Annotated in this window: 16 protein-coding genes; 5 read left to right on the top strand and 11 right to left on the bottom strand. The window is 58.1% G+C overall.

From position 1 onward, the window contains the following. From ACW81B_RS02970 to ACW81B_RS02950, 5 genes are all read left to right on the top strand, one after another. The coding region (locus ACW81B_RS02970; protein WP_491578721.1) for an EAL domain-containing protein at positions 1-1,507 on the top strand (1,507 nt) is incomplete at its 5' end. Beyond that, positions 1,507-2,898, top strand: a complete 1,392-nt coding sequence (gene dbpA, locus ACW81B_RS02965; RefSeq protein ID WP_491578720.1) for an ATP-dependent RNA helicase DbpA — start codon at positions 1,507-1,509, stop codon at positions 2,896-2,898. The genes ACW81B_RS02970 and dbpA, both read left to right, overlap by 1 nt. Next, on the top strand, positions 2,895-3,584 hold the full coding sequence (locus tag ACW81B_RS02960) for a spermidine synthase (protein WP_491578719.1): 690 nt from the start codon (positions 2,895-2,897) through the stop codon (positions 3,582-3,584). Before dbpA ends, ACW81B_RS02960 begins: the two co-directional genes overlap by 4 nt. A gap of 175 nt (positions 3,585-3,759) precedes the next feature. Continuing rightward, positions 3,760-4,650 carry an HDOD domain-containing protein gene (locus ACW81B_RS02955; protein ID WP_491578718.1) on the top strand — a complete coding sequence of 297 codons (891 nt, stop codon included), beginning with the start codon at positions 3,760-3,762 and terminating at the stop codon, positions 4,648-4,650. Between the two features lie 2 nt (positions 4,651-4,652). Continuing rightward, positions 4,653-5,852: a sensor domain-containing diguanylate cyclase gene (locus ACW81B_RS02950; protein ID WP_491578717.1), complete on the top strand. Its 1,200-nt coding sequence runs from the start codon at positions 4,653-4,655 to the stop codon at positions 5,850-5,852. A gap of 17 nt (positions 5,853-5,869) precedes the next feature. On the opposite strand, the gene ureG is transcribed toward ACW81B_RS02950, so the two are convergent. From ureG to urtB, 11 genes are all read right to left on the bottom strand, one after another. After that, positions 5,870-6,508 (bottom strand): urease accessory protein UreG, encoded by a 639-nt coding sequence (ureG, locus tag ACW81B_RS02945; protein ID WP_491578716.1) that lies wholly within the window; start codon positions 6,506-6,508, stop codon positions 5,870-5,872. Positions 6,509-6,520: 12 nt separating this feature from the next. After that, a complete protein-coding gene (locus tag ACW81B_RS02940) occupies positions 6,521-7,210 on the bottom strand; it encodes an urease accessory protein UreF (RefSeq protein ID WP_491578715.1) in 690 nt (229 codons plus the stop codon). Further along, positions 7,203-7,736 carry a HupE/UreJ family protein gene (locus tag ACW81B_RS02935; RefSeq protein ID WP_491578714.1) on the bottom strand — a complete coding sequence of 178 codons (534 nt, stop codon included), beginning with the start codon at positions 7,734-7,736 and terminating at the stop codon, positions 7,203-7,205. Before ACW81B_RS02935 ends, ACW81B_RS02940 begins: the two co-directional genes overlap by 8 nt. Positions 7,737-7,749: 13 nt before the next feature. Beyond that, on the bottom strand, positions 7,750-8,229 hold the full coding sequence (gene ureE / locus ACW81B_RS02930) for an urease accessory protein UreE (RefSeq protein ID WP_491578713.1): 480 nt from the start codon (positions 8,227-8,229) through the stop codon (positions 7,750-7,752). Between the two features lie 162 nt (positions 8,230-8,391). Beyond that, entirely contained in the window at positions 8,392-10,095 is a 1,704-nt protein-coding gene (gene ureC / locus ACW81B_RS02925) for an urease subunit alpha (protein ID WP_491578712.1), read from the bottom strand. Then, positions 10,092-10,721, bottom strand: coding sequence for an urease subunit gamma (locus ACW81B_RS02920; RefSeq protein ID WP_491578711.1), 630 nt, complete (start codon positions 10,719-10,721; stop codon positions 10,092-10,094). The genes ureC and ACW81B_RS02920 overlap by 4 nt, the downstream gene beginning before the upstream one ends. 30 nt (positions 10,722-10,751) lie before the next feature. Beyond that, a complete protein-coding gene (locus tag ACW81B_RS02915) occupies positions 10,752-11,609 on the bottom strand; it encodes an urease accessory protein UreD (protein ID WP_491578710.1) in 858 nt (285 codons plus the stop codon). Continuing rightward, positions 11,606-12,301 carry an urea ABC transporter ATP-binding subunit UrtE gene (urtE, locus tag ACW81B_RS02910; protein WP_491578709.1) on the bottom strand — a complete coding sequence of 232 codons (696 nt, stop codon included), beginning with the start codon at positions 12,299-12,301 and terminating at the stop codon, positions 11,606-11,608. Before urtE ends, ACW81B_RS02915 begins: the two co-directional genes overlap by 4 nt. A 1-nt stretch (position 12,302) precedes the next feature. After that, on the bottom strand, positions 12,303-13,133 hold the full coding sequence (gene urtD / locus ACW81B_RS02905; protein ID WP_491578708.1) for an urea ABC transporter ATP-binding protein UrtD: 831 nt from the start codon (positions 13,131-13,133) through the stop codon (positions 12,303-12,305). After that, positions 13,130-14,212, bottom strand: coding sequence for an urea ABC transporter permease subunit UrtC (gene urtC / locus ACW81B_RS02900; protein ID WP_491578707.1), 1,083 nt, complete (start codon positions 14,210-14,212; stop codon positions 13,130-13,132). The genes urtD and urtC overlap by 4 nt, the downstream gene beginning before the upstream one ends. Positions 14,213-14,221: 9 nt before the next feature. Then, on the bottom strand, positions 14,222-15,332 hold a 1,111-nt coding region (gene urtB, locus ACW81B_RS02895), incomplete at its 5' end, for an urea ABC transporter permease subunit UrtB (protein ID WP_491578706.1).

Below are 15,332 nucleotides of genomic sequence, written 5' to 3'. Positions count from 1 at the left end.
TGAAGCGGCTGCCCGGCTTGCAGCACGGATTATTCGTGGTGAAGCCGTTTCCCGAATAGAACCTGTTACTGAAAGTCCTGGTGAACTGGTGTTCGACTGGAAGGTATTGCAGCATTTCGGCGTACGGCTCAATGACGATCTCCTGGAAAAGGCAAAAATAATCAACAGGCCACTTCCTTTCCTGGATCGCCATCCGCGTCTGGTGCCGCTGGTATTAACCGTTCTGGCGGCTGTGACAGTGATGGTCATCGGCATCTTCATTTTTATTAACCGTCGCAAGAACAGCCTTATCAAGGAACAGACGACCGATAACCTGACCGGGTTGCCAAACCGTACGCGCCTGTTGCAGGACACCTTGTCCATGCAGGCGCCGCGCTTTGCAGTTATTGATATTAATAACTTCAAGGCAATAAATACTTTCTACGGACTGGAGACCGGTGATGCTGTGCTTGTCGCCGTCAGTCGGGAAATCGCCCGCCTGTTGCCGGACGGTGTGCGGCTGTATCGAATGGGGCGTGACCAGTTCGGTGTGCTGGCTGATATCTCTCTTGATTTCACCTCATTCAAGCAACTGGTGGCGAAGATTGTCGAAACACTCAGACACAGTCACCTGGCGATCGGTGAGCCGGAAATACATCTTACAGCGAGTGCAGGCATCAGCGGTCGTGAAAGTACGTCATTGATTGCCGGTGCCGAGCAGGCCCTGCACATGGCCAGGGAACGAAACGAGGGCTATGCGGTTGATGAGAATGCGCTGCAGGATGCCGAGCGCCAGAAGCAGAATATTCTCTGGGCCAACAAGCTGAGTACGGCCCTGGAAGACGGCCGGATCAGGCCCTTCTTCCAGCCCATCATTCACAATGCCAGCGGCCGGTGTGAGAAGTACGAGGCGCTGGTGCGCCTGATCGACGATGATGGCAGTATTGTTACACCCTTTTACTTTCTTGAAGCGGCCAAACGTACACGACAGTATGCCATGCTGACCCGTGCCATGATCGAGCAGAGTCTTGCCATGATGGGTAACAGCCCCGTCAGCATTTCTCTCAACTTTACCGTTGAAGATATCCGCAACCACGAGACTGTTGAATATTTTAAGGAGATGTTGAGTAAATATAACGTGGCAGATCGTGTGATAGTGGAGCTGATAGAGAGCGAGGGCATAGAAAACTACGAAGAGGTCAGCCACTTTATTGCCGGGATCAAGGCACTGGGCTGTCGCGTGGCTATCGATGACTTCGGTACAGGTTACTCCAATTTCACCCACCTGATGAACCTCAATGCAGATTACCTGAAGATAGACGGCTCCATTATCAAACGTATCAACGATGACAGGAACTCGGAACTGGTCACCCGGACCCTGGTGGATTTTGCCCGTCGTATGGGTATGGAAACCGTTGCGGAATATGTTGACTCACAGGCCGTACTGGACAAGGTAACAGAGCTGGGTGTGGATTATTCCCAGGGCTTTTTCCTGGGCAAACCGGAGCCCGGGTTACCCGGATCCTGATGGAACCTGCTGCCACTTCTTTTTCAGCACTGGAACTGGATGCCGCCCTGACGGCCAATCTTGATTCCATGGGTTACCAGGTCATGACGCCGGTTCAGGCGCAGAGCCTGCCGGTTATACTGCGAGGTAACGACCTCATTGCCCAGGCCGAGACGGGAAGCGGGAAAACAGCGGCATTTGGCATAGGTCTGCTCAGCCGGCTGGATACACGTAGCCGGTGTGTACAGGCGCTGGTACTGTGCCCCACCCGGGAGCTTGCTGACCAGGTTGGCAAGGAGATACGCCGTCTGGCAAGTGCCACCCCTAACGTCAAGTTGCTACTGCTCTGCGGTGGCGTGCCCTACGGGCCACAGGCGGGTTCGTTAAAACATGGTGCGCATATCATCGTTGGTACACCCGGACGCGTTCTGAAACATTTGCGCAAGGACTCACTCAAACTGGACAGGCTCCGGACCCTGGTTCTGGACGAAGCCGACCGAATGCTTGATATGGGGTTTTACGATGACATGGCTGAAATTGTTGCCGCCACTCCGGCTGAACGACAAACCCTGCTGTTTTCCGCGACCTACCCGGTGTCGATTAAGAACATCAGTGCATCGATGCAGAAAAATCCCGAGCGGGTCAGTGTTGAGGCAACCCATACTCAAAGCAGGATCGAACAGGTGTTTTATGAAGTGGCCAGTAAGGACAAGCGTATTGCTGCACTGGTAACGCTGCTCAGACATTATACACCTGCCTCCTGCGTGATCTTCTGTAACATGAAACAACAATGCCAGGGGGTCGCAGATACACTGCGGGCAAAAGGCTTCAGCGCACTTGCGTTGCATGGCGACCTGGAGCAACGCGAACGTGACCAGGTGCTGGTGCAGTTTTCCAACAGGAGCTGTTCTATTCTGGTGGCGACCGACGTTGCAGCGCGGGGTCTCGATATCAAGGACCTCGAAGCAGTGATCAATTTCGAGTTGAGCCAGGATCCGGAGGTACACATTCATCGTATTGGTCGTACCGGTCGTGCAGGGAAATCGGGACTGGCCCTCAGCCTGTATATTGCCGCAGAGTCTCATCGGGTGAATGCAATTGAGGATTACCAGCAAAGTCCGGTCAGTTTCGCCGAGCTGGATGGTTTAAATGTCGATCACAAGCAGGACCTCAGACCACCCATGGTTACCTTGTGCATCGATGGAGGGCGCAAGAGCAAGATGCGCCCCGGTGATATTCTTGGCGCATTGACTAATGCATCGGGTATCACTGGCGACCAGGTTGGAAAGATCGATGTCTTTGATCGACGGGCCTATGTCGCTATCGAGCGCACCCTGGTAGACAGGGCATTACAACAACTTTCCTCGGGAAAAATAAAAGGTCGCTTTTTCAAGGCGAGAAAGCTCGGATGACGCCCTGGGTTTTACTCGACAGCACGCAGGTGCCTGGCAATGGAGGGGTGCTGCAGCTGTACCAGCGTGGTGATGAATTCTCGATAAAATTCGCCGGTGGCGGTGAGTTGATGAACAGCCGTGTCCATGGTTCTGAAGATGCGCTGGCGGAGCAGGCCCATGCCAGGTTGGCGGACTGCGCCAGCCCGCGATTACTCATCGGTGGGCTGGGCATGGGCTTTACCCTGGCTGCAGCACTCCTGCACTTTGGTGAACAGGCACAGGTCGTGGTGGCTGAGTTGCTGCCTGCTGTGGTGGCGTGGAATACAGGGCCGCTTGGTGCGCTGGCCGGTCATCCCCTCCGTGATCCGCGTGTGACGGTGCGGGAGATGGATGTAGCTCAAATCCTCAGGGCAGAATCAACCGCCTATGACGCGATTCTGCTGGATGTGGACAATGGTCCTGAAGGGCTCACGCGCAAGGAGAATGACTGGCTCTATGGTATGAACGGGTTGAATGCGGCCTATACAGCGTTGCGTCCCAACGGGCTACTGGCTGTGTGGTCGGCCGGCCCGGACCCGGAGTTTCACCAGCGCTTGCGGAAGGTTGGATTTGAAGTGGACGAGGTGCGTGTTCGTGCGCGCGGTTCGAAGGGGGCGCGACATATCATCTGGTTTGCCAGGCGTACCGCTCAGTCAGGCGACTAACATCCAGGTTCTTTTCCCGAGCTAAAATTTTTGCCATTCCGAACGATAATATAGAGGATCGGTATGGCCGGTCCCGTGTTCCCGGAAACTCCAGGATTTTGTTTGTAGACATGTGGTTATATCAACAGGTTATTCATAGTCCCCGGAATCATTACCTGATATCTGGTGGCAGGGTATGAGCATGGGGCTTACTGCATCCCCTCACCATAATCCGCGCGCCCAGATCCAGGAGCTTCTGCATTTGCCGCCGCTTTCACCTGTCGCCCGGGATCTGCTGATTGAGCTGAGTAAGGAAGAGATCGAAATTCCTCGCCTGGTCGAGGTGATCGAATGCGACCCGGGGCTGACAGCCCGTGTTATTGGCGTGGCTAATTCGGCTTACTTCAACACGCAGGCGCCGATCTATGATATTGCCACTGCTGTCGTGCGAGTATTGGGGCTGAATCTGGTAAAGCACCTGGCCCTTGGCATCGCCCTGAGTTCGCACTTCGATACCAGCGGATGCCCGCGGTTTGAACTGGACCGGTACTGGTACCTCGCAGTTCAGACAGCCACGCTGGCGACTCACCTTGCTCCCTATGCCGAACTGGAGCAGGGTGCCCGGGAATACCTTTTCCTGGGAGGTCTGCTTCATAACATGGGGGAACTGGTACTGATCCATTCCTTCCTGGAAGGCATGTGTGAAGTGCTGGCACAAAGCGACAGGGACGCCAATGCCTCAATTCCCGAGTTGCAGGAAAAAATCCTTGGGCTCACCGGAACCGAGGCGGCTGTGGTATTGGGGCACAAGTGGCATCTCCCCCCCAAAGTGGTTCATATCATCGCCAACCACGATGACCCGGGGTACCGGGGTGACGGCTGGCGCTCGGTTGGCCTGGTTGGCTATTGCAGTCAACTGATCAACGCCAATTACCTTGGCAATGGCGAGTGGTCGGAGGAATGTATCTTGCCCGGGGATAATGTCCTCCAGCTCAGTGAAGACAAGGTGGTAACAGCGCTGGAACGCCTGTCTGGCAACCAGGATCAGGTTATGGCGCTGGCCGACATCCTGGCGAGGAACAGGTAAGGATGGACAGCACGCCATTTGCCACGGCTTATCACGAACTCAGTGATCGCTTCATGCGCTTGCTGGGAGATCTGTCAGCACTGAAAGCGCTCTCGTCCCTGACGTTCCGTCATCCTGACGAAAGCGGTCTCCTGAACAGTGCCATGCGGGTGTTGATGGAAAACCATGATATGGAGCGCTGTTCTATCTTTCTTCTGGAAAACAATGTTCTCAGTTGTGCCACCGGTCTGGACTGGCATGACATGCTGGACAAGCCGGAGAAGGATCCGGCACATTGCAAACCACGTCAACCCATGACCTTCCAGCTTGGTCAGGGCATCATCGGGATGTCTGCAGAGACCGGTCGTCTGCAGCATTGTCATGACTGTCAATCCGAAAGCCGTTTTCTTCCACCCGAGCGACGCATCGGTAATGATACGATCGGTTCACTGATCTGTGCGCCGATCCAGATAAACGGGCGTGTACTGGGGGTGGTGAATGTTTCCCACAGCGAAGCGTATGCGTTCAATGATACGCATGAACGCCTGCTGCATGTCTTTGCCAGTTTTCTGGGGCAGATTCTGTCCAACTGGCGTTACTACCACAAGATGGAAGAAGAAATTCAGAACCGTACGCTGGAGTTACAGCAGGCGCTGTCCGAGGCGGAAGAACTCAAGCGCCGTTATCACCAGCTGTCGATAATAGACGAACTGACCAGCCTTCATAACCGCCGGTTTTTCTTTTCCGAAGCGAGTACGGCGCTGTCGCTGGCGATGAGACACCGGCAGCCGTTCAGTGTATTGATGGTCGACCTCGACTATTTCAAGCAGATCAACGATACCCACGGACACGCCATGGGCGACCGTGTTCTGCAGATTACGGCCGCTCTGATGAAAGCGCAGACCCGTGAGGGTGATATCCTGGCGCGATTTGGTGGTGAGGAGTTTGCATTGGCGCTGCCCAATACTGACGAGAGTGGTGCCAGGCAGATGTCCGACCGTATCCTGGACTCATTGCGTGCTGTTCATTTCAACACGGAGCAGCATGGAACAATCCGCGTAACGGCCTCCATTGGCATCACCACTTTTGTAGGTGGCGATATAAAACAAAAAGATGACCTGCTGGAACACATGCTTCGCCAGGCCGACCAGGCCCTCTATTTTGGCAAGGCACAGGGTCGCAACCAAAGCCGTTCTTACTCGGACGTTGCTTGCCAGATATAACCGGTCTGGATTTTACTTCAGGGCGTGCTGGTTGCGCCGCGAGCATTCAATAACATACCTTCACGTTCCAGAAACGCGATAACCACATCCAGCCCTTCGCAGCTCTTTAACTGGGTAAACACAAAAGGCCTGTCACCGCGCATGCGTTCGCTGTCGGCTTTCATCACATCAAGCGATGCACCGACCATCTCGGCAAGATCGATCTTGTTGATAACCAGCAGGTCGGATTTGGTAATACCCGGACCACCCTTGCGCGGGATTTTCTCGCCAGACGCAACATCGATAACATAAATGGTCAGGTCCGCCAGTTCCGGGCTGAAGGTGGCGCTGAGGTTATCGCCACCGCTTTCGATAAAGATGATATCGAGGTCGGTGAACTTGCGTGACAGGTCTTCAACCGCCGCCAGGTTCATGGAGGCGTCTTCACGGATAGCGGTGTGCGGGCAGCCACCGGTCTCCACGCCAACAATGCGATCCGCGTCCAGTGCCTGTGCCTCGGTGAGAATACGCTGATCCTCGCGGGTATAGATATCATAGGTGACCACGGCGATGTTGTAGTTGTCGCGCATGGCCTTGCACAGTTGTTCCAGCAGGGCGGTCTTGCCGGAGCCGACCGGGCCGCCGACACCGACGCGTAAGGGGGTTGAACGGGTCATGTTGTCTCCTGGTTATGATCTGAATAAACGGCTGTACTGGGTTTCGTGCAGGCTGCTGGCGATGGCCAGTGCGGGGGTGCTGGCACCGAGGCTGTTGTCATCAAAGGTGGCCGCCTGTTCAACGATCCCGCCAATTTCCGCGCTCATTTCATACAGCAGGCGCTGGCCTCCGGTCTGCCCCAGTGGCACCAGTTTGATGGCGGCGGCTACGGCATTTTCCAGCCAGCTCCAGGTAAAGCCGCGCAGTAAATCGGGCAGGTTGATCTGCCAGTGGCTGGCCGCCAGTGCGTAGCCTGACAGTTGACATTGCAACAGGGCATCCCGCCAGTTTTCCAGTTCATGCCAGTGCTGACTGTCCGGAAGATTCCCGAGGACGGTATATAGTGCACGTGCGCGTTGTGTTTCCTCATCGCGCAGTTCGGAGGTTTCCCGGTTGGCGTACAGCCAGTGGCTCCAGTACTGAAACACCTCATGGCTGTTCTCGTTCACAGCTTCATACAGTCGGGCCAGTACCGGCAGTTCAAGCGTCTGCAGGCTGTCGTTCAACACCGATTGCAACCAATTGCGGGTATCCTGTTCGTTACATACCCAGTCACACTCGACAGCCCACTCCAGTCCCTGCGAATAGGTGAAGGCACCTGTCGGCAGGGTGGGGCTGATGAGTTGCAGCAGGCGCAGGCCAGGCAGGTCTTGATCAGGCATGAGAGCGGTTGTCGGCCGGTGAGATTTTCCGGAATGATGTGTAGTGGGAAACCAGCGCGCACAACACCAGTATGAAAGAAGACGTCAGCAGAAATCCACTGACAAAAGTCGATGTTGCACCGTGTATTTCGACGCCGTGTGCCCAGCCGTGCGCAACCATGAACAGGCCCATGGCACCCACAGCAAGCTGCAGCCTGCCACGGTTTCTGATCCACTGAAATGCAAGCAATACAGGCAGGGACAGCAGGACAAGACTTTCAACCCCTGCTTGCACGCCCAGCATGATGCCAGCCGCCGCCCCCAGTCCCAGTGCACCAGCCATGCCGGCCAGTGCAAGGGCTTTACCATTGGCAAGTCGCCCGATCAGAAAACCGGACAGTATCAGTGCAGCGAGGTGATCGAGACCTGTCAGGGGGTGGGCAAGGCCGGCGAGCAGGCCGGTGGCCAGGCTGTTGTCATGCGCCTGCGCCAGCGGTGACGCAAGGCAGGCGGCAAGAATGATGATACGTTTACAGGCTGGTTTCATGGGAAGCTCCTCGTTACTGGCTGTGTTCATGTGAATGGGTATGTTCGTGTCCGTGGTGATGCCCGTGCGCGGCTTGCTGGTAGGCGCCCGCCTCGGGTTCAAAGGGCGCCTGTTCAACAACCGGCTCCAGCCCCATTTGCCGTAACATAGCATCGAGGACATGGTCGTGCAGGTAACGCAGCCAGCCCTGTTCGACCTGTAGCGGGACATGGCGATTGCCCAGGTGGTAGGCCGCCCGGGCAAGGTGCGCAAGGTCGTCGCAATGCACCGTTGTGACGGTTTCATCGGCGGCGATAATTTCAACCACCAGCCCGTCCTCGCTGCCCAGCCGGTCGCCACCGCGCAGCAGCGTGCCGCGTGGCAGGAACAGGCCGGCGTCACGACCGTCGTCCAGTGACACGCGTAACCGGCTGCGTATCCGCTGCTCGATGGGCAGGGTCAGGTAAGCGTCGGGTTCGCTGTCCGTCTCTATAATTTGTGTAAGTTCTATCATCGTTTTACTTTCATGTGCCCCGTCATGCCGGACTTGATCCGGTATCCATGATGCCAAGGTCTGATTCATTCGACATCCCGGCGCAGGCCGGGATCCAGGGTGTTGAATGTTCTGGATTCCGGGTCAGGCCCGGAATGACGCGGCGTGTGGGTATCGTACTGTTCAAAACAGAAAATACCGTTGTGCCATCGGCAGCACATCAGCCGGTTCGCAGCTCAGCAGTTCACCGTCGGCACGCACTTCATAGGTTTGTGCATCGACCTCGATATCGGGTGTGTAACTGTTATGAATCAGATCCTGTTTCTTCACGTTGCGACAATTTTTAACGGCACTCACCCTTTTCTGCACGCCCAGTTGTTCAGCGATACCGGCTGTCAGCGAGGCCGCGGAAACAAAGGTCAGGCTGGTCGAGGTCAGGGCCTTGCCGAAACTGCCGAACATGGGGCGGTAGTGTACCGGTTGTGGTGTGGGAATGGATGCGTTGGGGTCGCCCATCGGCGCGTGCGCGATCATGCCGCCCTTGACGATCAGCGCCGGCTTGACACCGAACAGGGCCGGTGACCATAGCACCAGGTCTGCAAGCTTGCCGGCCTCGACGGAACCGACTTCGTGCGCAATGCCGTGGGTGATGGCCGGGTTGATGGTGTACTTGGCCACGTAGCGTTTCACGCGGTTGTTGTCGTTATCGGTTTTGTCGCCCGTCAGTGTGCCGCGTTGCACTTTCATCTTATGTGCCGTTTGCCAGGTGCGGGTAATGACTTCACCCACACGGCCCATGGCCTGCGAGTCTGATGAAATCATGGAGAAGGCGCCGAGGTCATGCAGTATGTCTTCGGCGGCGATGGTCTCGCGGCGGATGCGCGATTCGGCAAAGGCCACGTCCTCGGCGATGTTCGCATCGAGGTGGTGGCAGACCATCAGCATGTCCAGGTGTTCATCGATGGTGTTGACGGTATAGGGCCGTGTCGGGTTGGTCGAAGACGGCAACACATTGTCGAGGCCGCAGGCGCGGATAATATCCGGCGCGTGCCCGCCGCCGGCGCCCTCGGTATGATAGGTGTGAATGGTACGGCCCTCGAAGGCGGCGATGGTGTCCTCGACAAAACCGGATTCATTCAGGGTGTCGGTGTGAATCGCCACCTGTACATCATGGTCTTCCGCCACACTCAGGCAATTGCGGATGGCTGCCGGCGTGGTGCCCCAGTCTTCGTGCAGCTTCAGCCCCATGGCGCCGGCCTCGACCTGTTCGCGCAGGGCGTCGGGAAGGCTGGCGTTGCCCTTACCCAGAAAGCCGAGGTTCATGGGAAAGGCGTCGGCGGCTTCCAGCATGCGGTGAATGTTCCACGGCCCCGGCGTGCAGGTCGTCGCATTGGTGCCGGTGGAAGGGCCGGTGCCACCGCCCAGCATGGTGGTGATGCCCGACGACAGGGCTTCCTCGATCTGTTGCGGGCAGATGAAATGAATGTGTGCATCGATGCCGCCCGCGGTGACGATTTTCCCTTCGCCGCCGATCACGTCGGTGCCGGGGCCGATGACAATATCGACACCCTGTTGTACATCCGGGTTGCCGGCCTTGCCGATGCCGGTGATACGACCGTTCCTGATGCCGATGTCGGCTTTTACAATGCCCCAGTGGTCAACAATCAGCGCGTTGGTGATCACCAGGTCGGCAACATCCGCTGCGATGGCCTGCGATTGCCCCATACCGTCGCGAATCACCTTGCCGCCACCGAATTTGACCTCATCGCCGTAGCGGGTGAAATCCTTCTCCACCTCGATCCACAGTTCCGTGTCGGCCAGTCGCACCCTGTCGCCGGTGGTCGGGCCGAACATCTCGGCATAGGCCTGTCGGTTCATGGTTGTCATTCGTTGTCCTCCAGTTCGCCCATGACGTGGCCCTGGAAACCGTACACGGTGCGATTGCCTGCATAGGCGACCAGTTCGACGGTGCGCCGTTGCCCCGGTTCAAAACGCACGGCGGTCCCGGCCGGGATGTTGAGGCGGTAACCGCGGGTTTTGTCGCGCTCGAATTCCAGTGCATTATTGGTTTCGTAAAAGTGATAGTGGGAACCGATCTGGATGGGACGGTCGCCCGTGTTTGCCACTTCGAGGGTCAGTGTCGGCAGACCTTCGTTGAGTTCTATATCGCCATCGCCGACCTTGATCTCCCCGGCTTTTGCAGTGCCTGTCGCAATAATGGGCTGGTGCACGGTCACCAGCTTGGTGCCGTCGGGGAAAGTGGCTTCCACCTGCACCTCGTTGATCATTTCAGCGACGCTGTCCATCACCTGGTCAGCTGTCAACAGTCCGCGGCTGTCGTGCATCAGTTCGGCCACTGTGCGCCCGTCGCGCGCGCCTTCGAGAATGGCGGCGCTGATATAGGCCACCGCTTCCGGGTGGTTGAGTTTCACGCCACGCGCCAGGCGGCGTTCGGCCAGCAGCGCGGCGGTAAACAACAGCAGCTTGTCTTTTTCTCGCGGTGTCAGTTCCATAGGCAGTCTCTTTTTCGCAGGCTGTTCATGTCAGGTGGCCCAGATGCGTGGCGCAATCGCGGGCCGTTCGAGCAGTTTTGGCCGCAGGGTTTTCCAGATCGTTATCAGGGTCTGTTTCAGTGTTCCGCTGTCATCACCCAGTGTACGCACGACCAGCAGTTGACCGATGAGTGTGGCGCCGATCAGTGGCGAGGCCGGCTGTTGTGCCAGTGTATCTCTTACCACTTCAAGGTGCGCTGCCGTGCAGGGAAAGGCCAGCAGCACAGCCTGTACAGGCTGACCGCGCAGGCCGGTGGCAGCGTTCAGTTGCTGTTCGCCGAGTACGCGCTGGTTTTCCACCAGCAGCAGTTCCCGGTTGTGATAAAACGCCAGGCGTGACCTGAGTGTGCCGTGCGCGAAACGTTCTTCGCAGGCCGGGCGTCCCAGGCAGGTGATGTCCCAGCCGATGAATACCGCATCGTCGTCCAGTTCAATCCGGGTAGAGGTCTGCAGTCGGGCACCGGCAAACAGGATGTTTTCCTGCGGCAGCCATTCCAGGCTGGAACCACGGGTGATGTGGAGGTGTTGTTCAAGCCGCGCTTCATCACTGGCGCTCAGGTAAAACTTGCCGGAGCCGGGTGTGGTACACAGTGCCTGTGCGCCGTTCGCGACATCCACGGAGATAGTCAGGCGGTCGCCGCCCACCACGCCACCGGGCGGGTGCAGGATATACACGTGGGCGAGGTTGCCTTCCGGGTAGAAGGGGCGTTGTACACGCAACGGGCCAACATGCCGGCTGTGTTCGAGCACGGTACGCTCGCCAGCCGGGGCAAAACCCAGTTCCAGACTCGCCCGCCAGCCACTGTCGTGCGTCTCGTCAGGTGGCAGGGGCAGGGGGGCTGGCGTCATACCGTGAGATATTCCTTGATCAGCGTTTCCGAGAGTTCATCCACGGAACCTTTGGCGACCGGGCGGCCGCGGTCGAGGATGCAAAACCGGTCTGCCACTTTTTTTACAAAGGGGAGTTTCTGTTCCACCAGCAGCACCGTCATGCCCATCTCACGGTTGAGTTTACCAATGATGTCACCGATTTCGGCAACAATATTCGGCTGTATGCCTTCCGTCGGCTCATCCAGTATCAGCAGCTTTGGGTCGATGACCAGTGCGCGGCCGACCGCCAGTTGCTGTTGCTGGCCGCCGGACAGGTCGCCGCCACGGCGATGACGCATTTCTTCCAGCACCGGGAACAGTTCATAAATAAAGCCCGGAATTTTCCGGCTGCGGTCGGGGCGTGCGGGCAGGCCGATTTCGAGGTTCTCCTCGACGGTCAGCATGGGGAAAATCTGCCGTCCCTGCGGGACGTAGCCGATACCGAGCCTGGCGCGCTGCTCCATCTGCAGGCTGTGCAGCGGCGTGTCACGGTAGATGATTTCACCGGATGCCAGCGGCAGCGCGCCCATGATGCAGTTCAGCAGGGTGGTCTTGCCGACGCCGTTACGCCCCATCAGGCAGGTGCACTGGCCCGTCGGTACATCCAGTTCGATGTCCCACAGGGTGTGGCTCTGCCCGTAAAACTGGTTGAGTTCGCGAATGGTCAGCATGTCATCCCCCCAGATACACTTCGATGACCCGCGGGTCGTTCTGCACGTCGGCCATGCTGCCTTCGGCCAGCACGCTGCCCTGGTGCAGCACCGTCACCTTGCGGGCAATGGAGCGGACGAAATCCATGTCGTGTTCGACCACCACCACCGAGTGTTTGCCGGCCAGTGAGGTCAGCAGTTCCGCAGTGCGTTCCATTTCCTGGTGGGTCATGCCGGCCACCGGTTCGTCCACCAGCAGCAGGGCCGGTTTCTGCATCAGCAGCATGCCGATTTCCAGCCACTGCTTCTGGCCGTGGGAGAGTTTCCCGGCCGGGTCGGCAGACAGGTCCTGCAGGCCGATGATATTCATTACCTCGTCGATCAGGTCGCGCTGTTCGCCGGACAGGCGCGTCACCAGCAACGGCCAGACCCGCTTGTCCTGGGACATGGCCAGTTCCAGGTTCTGGAATACGTTCAGGTTTTCGAACACGGTGGGCTTCTGGAACTTGCGCCCGATACCGGCCTCGGCAATTTCCGGCTCGTCCATACTCAGCAGGTCGAGGCGCTGGCCGAACCAGGCCTGCCCGGTGTCGGGCCGTGTCTTGCCGGTGATGATGTCCATCATGGTGGACTTGCCGGCGCCGTTGGGGCCGATGATGCAACGCAGTTCACCGGTCTCGATATACAGGTTGAGATTGTTGATGGCCTTGAAGCCGTCGAAACTTTTGTTCAGGTCTTCCAGGTACAGGATGATATTATGGCTGACATCGAGTTGTGGCGGCAGGGGTTTTATCAGGAATTCAAACACCCGGTCGCGGCGGGTGAATTCACGCAAGGCCTGTACCGGTTTCATGCGCGTGCCTCCCGCATCCTGCGCAACCCGACAATGCCCTTCGGCAGGTACAGGGTCACGAGAATGAACAGGCCGCCCAGCGCGAACAGCCAGATTTCGGGAAGCGCCGCAGTAAAGTAAGTTTTGGCATAATTGACCAGCAACGCGCCGATGACCGCACCGTACAGGGTGCCGCGCCCGCCGATGGCCACCCAGATGATCAGCTCGATGGAATTCAGCGGTGAAAACTCACCGGGGTTGATGATGCCGACCTGCGGCACGTAGAGCGCGCCGGCAACACCCGCCAGCATGGCCGAGAACACGAACACCCAGAGTTTGATGTTTTCCACCCGGTAGCCGATAAAGCGCGTGCGGCTTTCGGCGTCGCGAATCGCGACACTGGCCAGTCCCAGCCGGGAACCGACGATGTAACGGGTCGCCAGGTAGGCCATGGCCAGCGCGGCGGCCGAGGCCAGGAACAGGCCGATACGGGTGCCGTCGGCGCGCAGGTCGAAACCCAGCAGGTCCTTGAAGTCGGTCAGCCCGTTGTTGCCACCAAAGCCCATCTCATTACGGAAGAAAGCCAGCATCAGTGCATAGGTCATGGCCTGGGTGATGATCGACAGGTATACACCGGTGACGCGCGAGCGGAATGCCAGGTAACCGAACACATAGGCCAGCAGGCCGGGTACCAGCAGCACCATCAGCGCGGCGAACCAGAACTGGTCGAAGCCGTGCCAGAACCAGGGCAGCTCCTGCCAGTTCAGGAATACCATGAAGTCCGGCAACAGCGGGTCGCCGTACACGCCGCGCTCGCCGATCTGGCGCATCAGGTACATGCCCATGGCATAGCCGCCCAGCGCAAAGAAGGCACCGTGTCCCAGGCTGAGAATGCCGAGATAACCCCATACCAGGTCGGCGGCCAGCGCCAGCAGCGCATAGGTGAGGTATTTGCCAAGCAGGGTAACGGTATAGGTGGACAGGTGGAAGACGCTGCCCTCCGGCACCAGCAGGTTCAGTACCGGCACCGCGATGCTGACCACCAGCAGGGTCGCCAGCATCCAGCTGCCGGGTTTGTCGTTGCGTAAAAGCTCCAGCATGAACACGAACTAATCCTCCGCCGCGCGGCCGCGTTGCGGGAACAGGCCGGTGGGACGTTTCTGGATAAACAGGATGATGAATACCAGCACCAGGATTTTCGCCAGCACGGCGCCGGCCCAGGGTTCCAGCACCTTGTTGATCACACCAAGGCTCATGCCGGCTACCAGTGTGCCCCACAGGTTGCCGACCCCGCCAAACACCACCACCATGAAGGAATCGATAATGTACGACTGACCGAGGTTGGGACCGACGTTGGTCAGCAGGCTCAGTGCCACGCCGGCCATGCCGGCAATCCCGGAACCCAGGCCAAAGGTGAGGGCGTCGACCCACTTGGAACGCACGCCCATGGCGCGCGCCATCAGGCGGTTTTGCGAGACGGCGCGTACCTGCAGGCCCAGCAGGGTCTTTTTCATCACCAGGATCAGCGCCACGAACACCGCCAGGCAGAAAATAATGATATAGAAGCGGTTCCAGGTCAGCGCCAGTACCTCGTTGATCTGAAAGGCGCCCGACATCCACTGCGGGGTTTCGACGCTGCGGTTTAGCGGTGAGAAGATGGAGCGAACGGTTTGCTGTAATACCAGGCTGACGCCGAATGTCGCCAGCAGGGTTTCCAGCGGGCGGCCATAGAGATGCCGGATCACAGTCAGTTCTATGGCCATGCCGACCAGCCCCGAAACGATAAAGGCCGCCGGGATGGCCACGATCACGGAAATGCCGGTATGTTCCGGCATCAGTAACTGGATCACATAAGTGGTGTAGGCGCCGATCATGATCAGTTCGCCGTGCGCCATGTTGATCACGCCCATGACACCAAAGGTGATGGCCAGCCCGATGGCGGCCAGCGCCAGCACCGAGCCCAGGCTCAGGCCAAAAAATATCGTTTCGGCGCGGGCATAGCGGTCACGCCGGTCGTTGATCTTCTGGATGGCGGCAGTGGCCAGTTTTTTCAGCGCCGTGTTCGGCGGCTGGTAGGCGGTCAGTGCATTCAGGGCGGAGGGGTTCAGGCTGTCGGCCAGTTTTTCGATAGCTTCCTGCTGTTCCCTCTCGTTCACGCTGTCCAGCTGGATAACGGCCAGCAGCGTGCGCATGGCGGTTCGGATTTCCGCGTCGTCTTCG

The organism is Thiogranum sp. (assembly GCF_058323355.1).
The sequence above is the reverse complement of the archived record's forward strand: the minus strand, read 5'-3'. Positions and strand labels throughout refer to the sequence as shown.